Origin of the sequence: Paenibacillus mucilaginosus 3016 (assembly GCF_000250655.1) — a bacterium.
GTDB classification, from domain to species: Bacteria; Bacillota; Bacilli; order Paenibacillales; family NBRC-103111; genus Paenibacillus_G; species Paenibacillus_G mucilaginosus.
In genome coordinates, this window is the sequence record NC_016935.1 from 2,949,093 (window position 1) to 2,962,655 (window position 13,563).

Annotated in this window: 10 protein-coding genes and 1 pseudogene; 7 read left to right on the top strand and 4 right to left on the bottom strand. The window is 57.7% G+C overall.

Annotated features, from left to right (window positions below; translation table 11 throughout):
• Positions 1–5: 5 nt before the first annotated feature.
• Positions 6–2,063, bottom strand: coding sequence for a beta-galactosidase (locus PM3016_RS12620; protein ID WP_014369733.1), 2,058 nt, complete (start codon positions 2,061–2,063; stop codon positions 6–8).
• A gap of 180 nt (positions 2,064–2,243) precedes the next feature.
• On the opposite strand from PM3016_RS12620, the gene PM3016_RS12625 reads away from it, so the two are divergent.
• The 4 genes from PM3016_RS12625 (at position 2,244) to PM3016_RS12640 (ending at position 6,482) form a co-directional block, all read left to right on the top strand.
• Entirely contained in the window at positions 2,244–3,095 is an 852-nt protein-coding gene (locus PM3016_RS12625; RefSeq protein ID WP_014369734.1) for an AraC family transcriptional regulator, read from the top strand.
• Positions 3,096–3,337: 242 nt separating this feature from the next.
• Positions 3,338–4,669, top strand: a complete 1,332-nt coding sequence (locus PM3016_RS12630; protein WP_014369735.1) for an ABC transporter substrate-binding protein — start codon at positions 3,338–3,340, stop codon at positions 4,667–4,669.
• A 109-nt stretch (positions 4,670–4,778) separates the two neighbouring features.
• Positions 4,779–5,645: a carbohydrate ABC transporter permease gene (locus PM3016_RS12635; RefSeq protein WP_014369736.1), complete on the top strand. Its 867-nt coding sequence runs from the start codon at positions 4,779–4,781 to the stop codon at positions 5,643–5,645.
• Between the two features lie 12 nt (positions 5,646–5,657).
• Positions 5,658–6,482 (top strand): carbohydrate ABC transporter permease, encoded by an 825-nt coding sequence (locus PM3016_RS12640; RefSeq protein WP_014650515.1) that lies wholly within the window; start codon positions 5,658–5,660, stop codon positions 6,480–6,482.
• Positions 6,483–6,572: 90 nt separating this feature from the next.
• On the opposite strand, the gene PM3016_RS12645 is transcribed toward PM3016_RS12640, so the two are convergent.
• The 3 genes from PM3016_RS12645 to PM3016_RS12655 form a co-directional block, all read right to left on the bottom strand.
• Positions 6,573–6,848, bottom strand: a complete 276-nt coding sequence (locus PM3016_RS12645; RefSeq protein WP_014369738.1) for a hypothetical protein — start codon at positions 6,846–6,848, stop codon at positions 6,573–6,575.
• Between the two features lie 55 nt (positions 6,849–6,903).
• On the bottom strand, positions 6,904–7,767 hold the full coding sequence (locus PM3016_RS12650) for an NAD(P)-dependent oxidoreductase (protein ID WP_013915980.1): 864 nt from the start codon (positions 7,765–7,767) through the stop codon (positions 6,904–6,906).
• A 363-nt stretch (positions 7,768–8,130) separates the two neighbouring features.
• The gene (locus PM3016_RS12655) at positions 8,131–8,715 is read right to left on the bottom strand and encodes a TetR/AcrR family transcriptional regulator (RefSeq protein ID WP_013915981.1); all 585 of its coding nucleotides are present in this window, start codon (positions 8,713–8,715) and stop codon (positions 8,131–8,133) included.
• 295 nt (positions 8,716–9,010) lie between these two features.
• Between PM3016_RS12655 and PM3016_RS12660 the strand changes: the two genes are divergently transcribed.
• The 3 genes and pseudogenes from PM3016_RS12660 (at position 9,011) to PM3016_RS39605 (ending at position 13,429) form a co-directional block, all read left to right on the top strand.
• Positions 9,011–10,048, top strand: a complete 1,038-nt coding sequence (locus PM3016_RS12660; protein ID WP_014369739.1) for a glycoside hydrolase family 43 protein — start codon at positions 9,011–9,013, stop codon at positions 10,046–10,048.
• 354 nt (positions 10,049–10,402) lie between these two features.
• The gene (locus PM3016_RS12665) at positions 10,403–11,833 is read left to right on the top strand and encodes a transposase (RefSeq protein ID WP_014368491.1); all 1,431 of its coding nucleotides are present in this window, start codon (positions 10,403–10,405) and stop codon (positions 11,831–11,833) included.
• A gap of 715 nt (positions 11,834–12,548) precedes the next feature.
• Positions 12,549–13,429, top strand: a pseudogene (locus tag PM3016_RS39605) (phosphotransferase enzyme family protein).
• The last annotated feature ends 134 nt before the right edge of the window (positions 13,430–13,563 follow it).

Consider the following 13,563-nt stretch of genomic DNA (forward strand, 5'->3'; position numbering starts at 1 on the left):
TGACCTTACGATGTCCATTCCAGCAGCATGACCCCATACGCCGGCATTTGCACGGCTCCGCTGATCCGCTTACCAGTGAGCAGGTCCTGCCGAGGCTCGTGCAGCACAAGGTCAGCCGGCTGATCCCCGTAGTTCAGCAGGAATACATAGCGGCCGCGGGCTCCCTCGCGGATGCCGATTTCGACCTGCCGGGGCGCTTCCAGCCAATCTCCGACGGGGGACCGGAGCTTCAGATGACCGATCAGCGCACCGACTACCGCTTCATTGAAGGCCGCCCCATAATACCAGGCTTCTCCACGGCCGACCCTGCGCCTTGTCAGGGCCGGTTCTCCCGCATAGTAGCTGGACGCATACTCCGCCATCACTTCCACATCCGCGTCCTCCACCTGCAGAATGTCATTGAACGCTTCCGCCGCAGCAGCAGCGAACTTCTCATCCTTCCAGCGCAGCGCAGGGGCCGGCACCGTTCCTTTGATCCGCGTGAAATCCGACACGGTGATTCCGCACAAGCCCGCGACCGGTCCCGGGAACGGCTGCATCCGGCAGTGGCCGTCCGGCGTCTTGTATCCCGTCCTCGCACCGAAGATGACGATCCCGCCCGCTTCGGCGTACTCCGTCAGCAGCCTGGCCGTCTCGTCGGTCATGATCGCGGCATGCGGATATACCAGCACCTTGTAGAGCTGCAGCTGTTCCAGGTTCACCGCGTCACGGAGGTACACAATGTCCGCCGGGATATGATGGTATTGCAGCTGCTTGTACCAGGCATTCGTGCTCTTCTCCGTCAGGGGACCATGCCAGACATCGAACTCTCCGTCCCATTCGTTATCATAGTCCCGGAGTATGGCCGCGTGGGCGGTATATTGGCTACCGGCCAGGCTTGCGCCGATGGCGGCAAATTCACGTCCTACCTCGGCCGCTTCCCGGACCCGGCGCTTCGGCCGGTTATGGTAATCGTTCAGGCCGTGCCAGTAGATTTCGGTGCCGAAGGCAGCCGTCCGCCAGCGGAAATAGACAACCAAATCGGCCCCGTGCAGCACCGATTGGTACGTCCACAGCCGCATCTGTCCGGGCTGCGGGGAAGGCATGTCCATCCGGTTGACCCAGCCGCCGGGACCCGCCTGCTGCTCCATGATGCAGAAGTTCGGCGATATATCGCGGACTGCGCTGAGATTCTGGCTCCACTTCCGGTCCAGCAGCGGCTCATCTTCATCGGTGGGGATGATCGTCGAGAACTGCGGGTAGGAATCGTACGAGAAAAAGTCGAGCAGCGAATCGGTCAGGGCGTGGTTATCCAGATGACCGAACCTGCCGTTGGTCGTTACCCAATGATGAGGCACCACCTCGCGGAGAATGTCCGCCTGAACCTTAGCGAACGCAATTGTGTTCTGCGAAATGAACCGCTTCTCGTCGAGCACCAGATGAGGGTTCGGTGAATCGGAGGTCGTGGGCTGCGGCAGGTGAATCTGCTCCCAGTCCGTATAGGTCTGGCTCCAGAAGACAGTTCCCCAGGCTCTATTAAGCGCTTCCAGGGTGCCGTATTTTTCTTTGACCCAAGCCCGAAACGCCGCATGATCGGCCTCCGAGTAAAACACGCTGATCTCACAGTTCAGCTCATTGTCGATCTGCCAGCCGACGACAGCGGGGTGATCTTTATAATGCAGAGCCATCTCGCGTGTGATTCGGGCACAGAGCTCTCTGTATTTGGAGCTGCTGTAGTTATAGTGGCGGCGCATCCCGTGACGGTAGGCTATCCCTTCCTTGGATACGTTCAGCACTTCGGGGTACTTGTGCGTTAACCAGGCCGGCGGCGTGGCGGTCGGCGTGCCCATGATGATCTTCAAGCCGTATTGATGCGCCAGATCAAGCACCCGGTCAAAGAGTCCGAATTCGAAGACGCCTTCCTCCGGTTCGAAGATCGTCCATGCAAACTCCGCTACCCGGACGTAAGAGATGTTCATGGCCTTCATGCGCTGAAAGTCGTCTTCCCAGAGCGTCTCGGGCCATTGTTCAGGATAGTAGCAGACGCCCAGCTGCAGGGCGTCCAATGGAATGGATTTTTCCACGTGCATTCCCTCCGTTTTGTCTCGAATGATACCCCTATTGTAGTTGGACATCGCTTCACCGTATATAACGAGTTCTTGCCTTCATATCAAATTTTTGCGGTTGGAGTGAGATTTTGAATGATCCTTTCTTTATAATATAGAGTAAGCATATCAATATTTTCTCTTTGGAGGGTCTGTGCAGTGCAGGAACAGGAACATCTCTTCTTTCCCCAGCCAGCGTTTCCCCATTATCCTTGCTACCCCGACTATATCGGCGGCTTCAGCGGCATTCCAAGCCATGTCGTTCAGCGTCCGGCCCGGACAACGGACCTCCGGCTGGATCAGCTCTACAATCTTCACTTCGTTCTCGGCGGCAGGGGGTACGTGGACTGGCGTGACCAGCGGTACGAGCTGGGCATCGGTGACGGTTTTCTCTATGGACCGGGTCTTCCGCAGCGATACGGAGCGGACCGGGACAGCCCCTGGGATATCCGGTGGGTCCACTTTGCCACGAACGGCTTGGAGTCCATGCTCGGGACCCGGGGGATGGGCGAGGTATGGATATTTCATATGAAAGAGATCTCGAAGCTCCATCGCTGCATGGAGGAGCTGCTTGCCTTGGGCAGGGCGTTCGACCTCGAACAGGAGGCCCGGGCTTCCGTTCTTCTGTATGAACTGCTGGTGCATCTGATGAAGGAGGCTGCGCCGATTGCCCTTCCAAGAGTAACGGCCGTCTCTTCCATCCACAGGGCGGCCGATTACATCCGGGCGAACTGCACCGAAGCGCTCACGCTGGCTGATATGGCCGAGTATGCGGGCTACAGTGTCCCGTACTTCAGCAGGAAGTTTCATGGGATTATCGGCAAAACGCCCACTGCCTATCTGCTCGAGTCCCGGGTCCTGCTCGCCAAGCAGATGCTGGTGTCCACCCCTTGGACCGTCAAAGAGATCGCCTCGGCTGCCGGCTTTGCCCAGAGCAGCTACTTCATTCACTGCTTCAAAAGGCTGGTTCATATGACGCCGGAGCAGTTCCGGAGTCACTTTAAGCCTTGAGGAGCCGGACTATCCAACCTTCCCGGAGCAGGCTGTGCCAAAAATATGTCCATATCCCCCAAAGCGGCGTCATGGTCCCCCGGAGGGCGGCAGGATAAGATAAGAGCAGATCAAGGGGTACCGCCAAGCTCCCCCCAGATGCACCGGGAAGGAAGCAAGGCCTTCTTCGGTGCACAGCCACTGCGGCAGGGGAGCGGCGAACCGCCTGTTCATCAGAGACAACGATCCGGGAGGTCTGCACGATGTCCAAATCACGTCCGTTCACCACACGCCGCTTCATTCCCGCTGCGAGCCTGATGCTCGCCGCTTCGCTGGCCCTGTCCGCCTGCGCCAAGACGGATCCTGCGCCGGCTGCCGGTACAGGGGCGGCCCCGGCCCAAGGGGGCACCGCCGCTTCGGCCAAGGTCAAGCTGAACTACTGGACTCCGTTCAGCGGAGGCGACGGCGACTTCATGAACGAGATGGTCAAGAAGTTCAACGAGGAGAGCAAGGACACGCAGGTGGAGATCCTGAACTCCAAGTCGGAGGATTACTACACGAAGCTGCAGACGGCGGTCGCTTCCGACCAGGCGCCGGACGTCGCGGTCATGCACTCGGCCCGGCTGCCGCAGTTCGTGCCGGCGGGCACCTTAAGCCCGCTCGACGAGCACGCATCAAGCGCGGGCGTGAACTGGGGCGATTTTAACAAGAACATCCTCGACTCCACCGTCTATGACGGCAGGCATTATTCGATCCCGCTCGATACCCACGCCCTGGTCATGTACTACAATACGAAGTTCCTCGATCAGGCCGGCGTGCTGAAGGACGGCAGGCCCGTGTTCGAGAAATCGCCGGAAGGCTTCACGGCCTTCCTGCAGAAGATCAAGGACAGCGTGCCGAAGGATGTGGCGCCGCTGGCCCAGCCGAATGTGCGGATCGACGCCTACTGGATGTTCTGGGGCTTCTACAACCAGCTCAAGGACGGCGGCAAATTCTACGGGGAGGACGGGAAGAAGGGCGCGCTTAACAATCCGGCCGCACTCCAAGCCCTCGAGTATGTGAACTCCCTCTACACAAAGGAGCTCATCCCGCCGAACATCAACGACGCGTTCAAGCTGTTCCTCGAAGGCAAAGCGGCGGTTCTCGTGACGGGCGTGTGGGGAACGGGCGCGTTCGAGAATGCGAAGGGACTGGAGTTCGGCGTCGTGCCGATGCCGCAGATCTACGACCAGCCGGCGACCTGGGGGGATTCCCATACGCTCGTGCTGCCGAAGCACAGCAAGGAAGACCCGGCGAAGCAGAAGGCCGCGGTCGCCTTCTCGAACTGGCTGGCGCAGCATGGGGCGATGTGGGCCAAGGCGGGACATGTGCCGGCCGTCACCAAAGTGACGCAGAGCGACGAGTTCAAGGCGCTGAAGTACCGCGCCGAATACGTGGAGTCGGCGAACTATGTGAAGTACTGGCCGCGTAACGGCAAGCAGGGCCAGATTAACGATGAGATCATCAAGGAATTCGAGAAGATGATGTTCAAGAAGCAGGATCCGGCGGCCACGCTGAAGAATGCGGACGCCATTATCGACAAGCTGAACAAGTAGCAGACGGCCGGATGGATGGGTGGAGCCGGGCTTTCCGATTGGACGGGGGAGCTCCGCTCCCATTCCTCCTGCCCGTCACAGAGAGAAGAAGGAAGGAGACGGAGACGGAATGACCTACTCGCAGAAAAGCGCCTGGACCGGATTTTGGATGGTTGTGCCTTATCTGTTGTTTTTCGCGGCATTTTCACTGATTCCCATCCTCTACGGTCTGCGCATCAGCTTCTATCAATGGGCGCTGATCGGCGAGCGGAAGTTCGTCGGCCTGCAGAATTACCTGGACCTGTTCTCGGATGCGGAGTTTCTGACGAATACGTGGCACACGGTGATCTTCGTCCTCGTGTCGGTGCCGCTGCTGACGGCGGCCGGCCTGCTGCTCGCGCTGCTGGCGAACGGACTCGTCCGGGGACGTACACTGTTTCGGGCGGCGGTGTTCCTGCCCATGCTGCTGTCGGTGTCGGTGATCTCCAGCATCTGGGTGATTTTCCTGCAGCCTTATACGGGGCTGATGAGCCAGGTGCTTGGCGCACTCGGAGCCTCCCGGGAGGTGTACTGGCTCTCGGACCCGCTGCTCGCCTGGGTATCGATCGTGATGTCCACGCTGTGGTGGACGGCCGGGTTCGTCTTCATTCTCTACCTGGCGGGCCTGCAGGATATTCCGCAGACACATTATGAGGCGGCGCGAATCGAGGGCGCGGGCCGGTGGGACAGCTTCCGGCTGATTACATGGCCCTCCCTCTCGAGAGTGACGGTGCTGGTCGTGGTGCTGCAGACGATCTCGTCGTTCAAGATCTTTGGACAGTCGAAGCTCATTACGGGAGGCGGGCCTGCCGGTTCGACGAAGACGATCGTGTTCTCGATCTACGAAAAAGGCTTCCAGCATTTCGAGCTCGGCTACGCCTCGGCGATCTCGTTCATTCTGCTGCTTATCATTCTGCTGATCTCGCTGCTGCAGTTCCGGCTGCTGCGGGAGAACTAAGGGGGGACCCCTATGATGGACCGGATCTGGCAGGTGGGTATCCGCCTCCTGTCCGTTGTGACTGCCGTGGTGTTCCTTACCCCGGTAGTCTGGATGCTGGCCCTCTCGGTCAAGCCGGAGGGGGGAAGCCTCCTCGAGCTGTCCGGGGGCCTGCGCCTCGGCTGGACGCTTGCCAATTACCGCAAGGTGCTGGGGGAAGCGCCGATCTTCGGCTGGATGGGCAATTCGCTCATCGTCGCGGTGTGCACCACCGTGCTGATTCTGCTGCTGAGCTCGATGGCGGCCTATGCCTTCTCCAGGCTCCCGTTCCGGGGCAGCCGAATGCTCTTCGTGCTCTTCCTGTCGGGGATGATGATCCCCTCCGAAGCGACGCTCATCCCGCTCTACCTGATCATGAAGGAGTACGGCCTGCTCGGCAGCCTGACCTCGCTGATCCTGCCGGCGGTCGCCGCCCCGCTCGGGATCTTCGTGATGAAGCAGTTCTTCGACGGCCTGCCGAAGGAGCTGGAGGAGGCGGCGCGGATCGACGGTGCAGGGCCGCTGAGGATCTGGCTGTCGCTCTTCCTTCCGCTGTCCCGGCCGGCGATGGGGGCGCTCGGAATCTTCACCTTCATCGGCTCGTGGAACGACTTTGTCTGGCCGCTGATCTCCATCTCGGACAAAGCTTACATGACGATTACGCTGGGGCTTCCGGCGTTCCAGAGCTCCTATGTGCAGCAGTACGCCCTCCCGATGACAGCTAACGCGCTGGCGACGCTGCCGGTACTGCTTGTCTTCATTTTCTTCCAGAAGCAGATCATCCAGGGCATTGCATTCACGGGGGGAAAAGAGGGCTAGGGCCTCCGTACAAACAAAAGCAACCTGCTGCGGACAGTAGGTTGCTTTTGTTTGAGGTATGGGCCATATTCAGGCCGCCTGGCCGGCCATTCAGTAGAACAGGAACAAGCCTCCCAAAGCGGCAATCCAGATCACAGGGGCCAGATTGACTGCAACCGCCGTACGCTGCCGCCGCTTCCGAAGCATCCACGCTGCGATCGAGCAGCCGAGGACAGCGACGGGATAAGCGCTGATGCTGAGGAAGAACAGGGTATTCCACAGAGCGATGCCTTGGTCGAACACCATGAAGGACATCCCCCAGACCGGAAACCACGCCATCAGAGATACCGCATAAAGACACTGGCTGACTAGAAGATAAGTTCTCATTACACGCCTCCCGTACCCATTATACAAGTAAAGGGTGCAGGGCGGCATGGATATTTTAGCGGAGCACCTTGACCAGGGCGGCGAGCTCTTCATCCCCGTACCCGGCATCCGCCCCTTTTTGGAACAATCCCAGGGCAAAGCTCGGGAACTCGGCGTTGATACCGGCTTCCTGGGCCTGCTTCATGAACAAACGGGCCGTCGACAGGCAGGTGTTGAGGGTGCTTTGGGGCTGATCGTAGGTGGAGGACTGGATTACTTCGCCTTCGTGCCGGACCATCTCTCCGATGGCCGGTGAGATCCCGGCGATCATGGCACCGAACTGGTCTACGCGAAGACCGTCGGACTCCAGGATGCGCGCCGCATGAAAAAAGCCGATCATGGAGCCGAACAAGTACGAAAGGAAGGCGAGGTCTGTGGAGGAAGCGTGGCTTACGTTCTCCCCGAGATAAGGGACGTGGCCGGCCAGAGCCTTGAGCATCGGTTCGCTTCGCCGGTATGCGGTCTCGGAGCCTGACGTAAAGATAGTGGTATCGGCTCTTCCCATCTGCGGCGGTGTTGCGGCAATAGCTCCGTCGAGATAATCGGCACCGTGAGCCTGGGCCCATGCTGCATTGTCCCGCGCCTGGCCGGGACTGCCGGTGCTGAGCTGGACGAAGACGCGGCCGTTCAGCGCGGAGACGGATTCAGGTTCGCCAAGAATGCGGTAGGAGCTGTCATAATCGGCGACGCAGACGATCACGACGGGACTTGCCTTCACGGCGTCGGCCGCACTGGCAGCGAGCACCGCTCCTCTCTGAACCAAGGGCTCCGCCTTGGCTGCCGTTCGGTTCCAGACCGTAACCGCGAAGCCCTTCTCCAGCAGAATCCCCGCAATAACGGCCCCCATAGGCCCCAGTCCGATCACAGTAACTTCACTCATGTTTCCCAATCCCTCCTTGAGCTGTGGTCAGCCACCCGGTCATTTCGCTCTGGCTGCTGCTTTCTGGTACGGATGTGCCACCATTCGGAAACTAAACAGTTTTGTTTCGTTTCATGCTGAAATCATAAAGCATGGGTCCGCCGGACGTCAAGAAGAATTTTCCATTCAATCAAAATTCCATTAATCCAAATTCCCTGCGGAATCGCGAGAGGGCAGGGCTGAATGCCTAGGGGCGAGCGGGGAAGAATTACGGATTTTCTCCGCTTTGATCGGGAGGGAGGCTGTTCAGCACACATAGCTGCTGAATGCCAAGCTGAAGCGACGGGCCTTCCCCGCATGGGTCGCGAGGAAGACGCTCTGCGCTCAAGCCTGGCACTCCGTCTTCCCGATATGCAGGTCGATCAGGTACCGTGCGACGGTAGTCAGCTCAGCCGCCGGACCGGAGAGACCATATACGGGAACGGAAGCCAGCGCTCCGTTGATGACCAGCATGAGCTGGTCCGTGAGCCGCTCATCCTGTACACCGGCCTTCTGGCTCAGACGGGAGATCCGCAGCCGCAGCGCCCGGTTATATTCCACCGCGAGCAGGTGGACCGGATGATCCTCTTCCGAGAATTCGGCGAGGGCGTTCAAAAAGGCGCAGCCCCGGTGATAGCCGGGTTCAAGCAGCTCGATGGTGGCGTCGATCAAGGCCAGAAGCTGCTCTTTGGGGCATCCTTCATGCTTCGCCACGGCCTCGTCAAAATGCACCCAGTTGATGTGGTCCTGGGCTTCCAGATAGGCGATGATCAAATCGTCCTTGGTCGGAAAATGGCGGTACAGCGTTGCCTTGCTGACTTCCGAGCGCTCGACGATCGTATCGACACCGACGGAACGGATGCCTTCGCGGTAGAACAGTTCCGATGCGACATTCAATATATGCTGACGAACGGATAGACGTGGAGCCATGAGCGTCACCTGACCTGTCTTGGAGGGTTGTGTTATATCTTTTAGGAACGGCAATCGGCTTATTTCCCCAGTGTAGCATGCAGGTTTCCATGCGGCAATGGCACGGCTGCAGACAGTACACTCTCTTCCGCCACAAGCTGAAAATATGTCCTGAAGAACCGGGGAAATGTCCTTTTTTTACAAGGGGGAATGGTCTAGGATGACCATGTAAGCAGTTACATTGTGGAAGGGGGCAGTCGGCAGACCTGAAGGTTCCGCAGGATTCGTAAGGTATAGACGAAAGGAGAAATGAACGATGAAGCGTATCAATGTGTGGCTGGCTGCCCTTCTGCTGCTGGCCCTTCTGCCGGTACAGGGCGCGTTCGCAGCGGGAACCTATATTATGGACGGTGCGGATCCCAGCATCATCAGGGAAGGAAGCATGTATTATTCCGTTCAATCCGACAACAACGGGATTCACCTCCGGAAGGCAGGCTCGCTTACGGGACTCGGCGACTTTGCGACCCAGACTACGGTGTGGTGGAAGCCGGCGGATCTGCAGCAGATTTGGGCTCCGGAGCTTGTGAAGATTAACAGCGAATACTGGATCTTCTTCGCGGCTTCGCCGGGACAGGCGTCCGAGTCCTTCGAGGTGCTGAATGCGCGCCACCGGACGTATGCGCTCAAGAGCTCCAATCCCGGCGGCCCCTACACCTTCATGGGCAAGGTGCCGCTGCCGGACGACCGGTGGTCGATCGACGCCACGGTGGTATCCTACGACTTTAAGCATTACATCGTCTGGTCCGGATGGGCGGGAACGACGGACGGCGAGCAGAACCTGTACATCGCCCAGGTGGATCTCAACAACCCCATGCGGATGCTTACCGGGCGGCATATCGTATCCCAGCCCCGAGAACCTTGGGAGCGCAAGGATGTAAATCCGTCCACCTACGTGAACGAGGGGCCCCAGCCGATCGTCAGGGACGGACGCCTGCTTATCGCATTCTCGGCCAATGGCAGCTGGGGAAGCAACTACTGCCTCGGGTATGTCAGGCTCAAGGCCGGCGGCGATCCGCTGAATGTCACGCATTATGCCAAGTCGGATTCCTGCAAGTTTCAGACAAGCAGCACGATCGTCGGTCCGGGGCATCACAGCTGGATTCTCGAGGGGCTCTACGGGAGCGGGCTGATGGCGTATCACGGCGTTCCCGCAAGCCAGGCGAACACCGGCGGGGACTGGTGGGCGAAGCGGGACATTCTGTACAAGAGCATCTCCTGGACCACAGGGAACATGTGGCACTCCTGGGAGAACCGCAATGATTCCGGACCGATCCCTGTTCTTGGGGAGCCGTAAAGCGATCAGCAGTGTGTGAGAGCGGTTGGGTAGGCCCTACAGCGGGCGGGACAGGGATCGCCCGGGTAGACGGCGGGAAGATAGCTGGATAGATAGCTGGAAAGCGGAGCCTCGTTTCAGGCTCCGTTTTTTGGATTCTGCTGGAGCGCAACCGGTCTATGAACATAGCGGAAGTACGATGCGCTATTTCCACTTTTCGATGCTTCGCACCGGAAATAAAGGAACTCAGGAGTCACTTTCATAATTCAAAACCCATGCCGTAACTGGCTTTCAGGGCAGAAAAAAAAAGGAGTACCTACCCAAGTTATTGAATGTATGGTTACCACACCACACTCAAACGAAGGAGGTACTCTTTTGTATACTATTCGTCAAGAAGAGCTGTTTTCCCTGCAAGAGCTTATGGAAATGGCACCAGAAAATAAATACAGCATCGTTTTCAAAACGCTTGACCTCTTACCTGCACTGCGCGTGCTCAACAAGAGAACGCACAGAGGCCGGCCAGAAGAGCTGAACTATGCGGCCATGGTATACGCTATGCTCATTGGGACCATTGAACGTATTCCGACCACAAAAGATTTGCTGAAGCGCTTGCGGACAAATGAAGAGTTCCGCAGGACTTGCCGTTTTCGCGGATCCGACGCTATTCCTAGTGAAGCTTCATTTTCACGGTTGTATACAAAACTCGCCGACTCCGGTGTGCTGTGGGAGCTGCAGCGCCAAGTCATTTCCCTCGCCGCTGCGGCGGGATTCGTCTCTCCCAGTTTTATTAGCTTTGACTCCACCCATGTAGAGGCAGAGGAACGCCAACCGCGTAAAGAACAGGAAGTGGAATCGAAGGCCGAGTCTAACGAACAACCTGTCCTTGAAATGGAACACTCCCCATCCACCAGCGCTAAGCGTCTGGAAGACCCGCGGAAGAAATATAAAAGGGGTGCGCCTACGAAGGCAGAGGCGGAGCGCCGCCGTTTGGAAAGAGAAGCATGGGAAGCTTCTTTGCCCCTGTTCGAACGTAAACTCGAGGATATGCTCCCTTACACATTTGAGCAGCTCAAACCGCTGATTCCTATACATCCAAGTACGAGCAGTAAAAAAGGCTCCAATGGAAAACTCATGTGGTGGCATGGATACAAACTGCATATTCTCGCAGACAGTAAAGGGCATTACATTTTGAGCGCCCTCTTCAGTTCCGCTCACGTAAATGACGGACGGCTGGCGATTCCGCTGCTAAAGAAGTTTCAAACCGATTTTCCTGACTGGAAGGTCAAACACGCCTTGGCTGATGCTGGATATGATGTTATGGCCGTCTACAAACAAGTAAGGAGCTTGGGAGCCTGGCCTCTAATTGACTATAACGAGCGAGCGAAAAAGCCGCCGGAAGGATTGAATGAGAATTTTCACCCGGTGTGTCAGGAAGGGCACTCTTACGTATATGACAGCTTCGATGCCAAGAACAAAAGCTTAAAATTCACTAGGCCCCAAGAGTGCAAAGCATGCCCGCTAGAAAAAAGCGGCAGGTGTCAAAGGGTCTATAAAATCAAGGTAGAGAAGGATCTCAGACGATTTACCGTACCAGCCAGGGGCAGTAAATCTTACAAAAAAATATACAAGAAACGGACAACGGTTGAGCGAATCTTTGCCTATCTGAAGGGTTACTACGGACTGGGGGCGTCTAGGAAGCGCGGTAAAAGAGCTGAGGTTGACGCCGCCCTGAGTGTTCTTAGCTACACGCTTTGTCAATATGCTGTTGATTGCATGCGCCAAAAACAACAAAAACAGGCAGCCTAAAATTTAGCCACCTGTTTTAAAAATAGCGTTTTAGAAATTCTGCCTTTTCGAAGACAGAGTGAAACAATTATGAAATATCCTCCTCAGATGCGCTATTGCAGGAATGGGCGAGGTATCCAGGCCCGTTTTCCCCTTATAAGGCATCTGAGTTCCGCTATTTTTGTGGAAATGCCCGGACATACCTCAATAAGAAACCTCAGTTCCGCTAATTTAAAACGGACCTTCCAACGCCTTGCAGAAACGATCGGTCACCGGCGGCTGAACCGCGTACCTTCCGGCTCGAACCGCAGGTCGCGGAGCGCGGTCCCCGATGGCAAATAGCAGTTCAACTTCACCGCCGCTGTTGAAGCTGTAACCATCCGTCCGGCAGGTGAACTCCCGCACTGCTGTCCCTGTAGGGACCGCGGTAAGGTAGGGACTCTGCCGGATCAGGTCGAAGAACAGCCGGCCCGCCGACTCCCAGCGGTCCCGGTAGAGCAGCTGAACAACATCCTATATATTTTATTATAGTACATCGTCCTAAAAAGGAGTGAGAGAAGAAGCGGGGAATAGGATAAGCAGCCTAACTGATGAAAGGAGGATCTGCCGACCTATGACTTCAGAGAGGATAGACCATTCAGAAGGCGAGATTGCAGAAGCTCTGGGGCAGCGCTTCGGATGGACCGTGAGAGAGATGCGGCCGATCGACCAAGGCTGGCTTAACCACAAGTGGAAGATGAACACGGATCAAGGTCCCCTGTTCGTCAAATGCTATCACCCGGACCGCTACAAACTGCATTCGCGTCCCGAGCGAAGAGCTGCCATCGAGCGTACGCTTCAGCTGCAGGATGAGCTGAGCCGGTCGGGCGCCGCCTGCCCGCAGGTCTATCGCAGCGGCGGACCGTATCTCCAGGAAACCCCCTCAGGGCTGCACTATACGGTGCAGGAATGGACAGACGGATATACGGCCCAGGCGGGAGAGTTAAATGCGGCGCAAATGTTCGGGCTCGGGGAAGAGGCGGGGCGAATGCACCGGTGGCTGCAGTCCGTACCGCCGCTCGACAAGCCGGCCTGGAAGCCGGACAAGGCCGGCTATTTGGCGCAGTGGCAGAGGAATGGGAGCAGGCGAATCAAGCCGGCGATGAGATTGTATTGGAGTGGCTCAGCCGGTCCCGGACCGTGGTCGAATCGCTGGATTTCAGCCTCTTCGATTCGAGCCGCGAGGGATGGCTCCACTGGGATTTGTGGGTGGACAACATCGTGCTGCAGGAGCAGGGCGTGGCCGGTATCGTTGATTTTGACCGGATGACGATGGCCTACCCGGAGATCGATGCCGCCCGGGCGGTGTTATCCGGTTCCCTGAGGGACGGGAAGCTGCAGACCGGCACGGCACGGGCTTTCCTCGAGGGCTACCACGGGCAGCTGCAAGTTCAGGAAGGCATGCTTGCCCGGGCCATGTATATGCTGTATCTGATCGAATCGATCTGGTGGCTCCGTACGGAGGTTCGGCTGCAAAGCGAGCTGCGCGGCGTGCTGGGGCGGTTTGTCGAGGAGATGCACTGGATCGAGGCGAATTGGAACGCGCTTCCGGAGCTTTTGGGTGCGGTGTGGGAGTGAGGTCATACTGGAGAAGACCGGAGCACAACAAGAGAGGAGCAGTCTGCTGCGGCAGAGACTGCTCCTCCTTTTGCGTAGGACATGGATGGGTATGAATAGGACACGAAGGGCGCCGAACGTTGGCCGCATGCCGG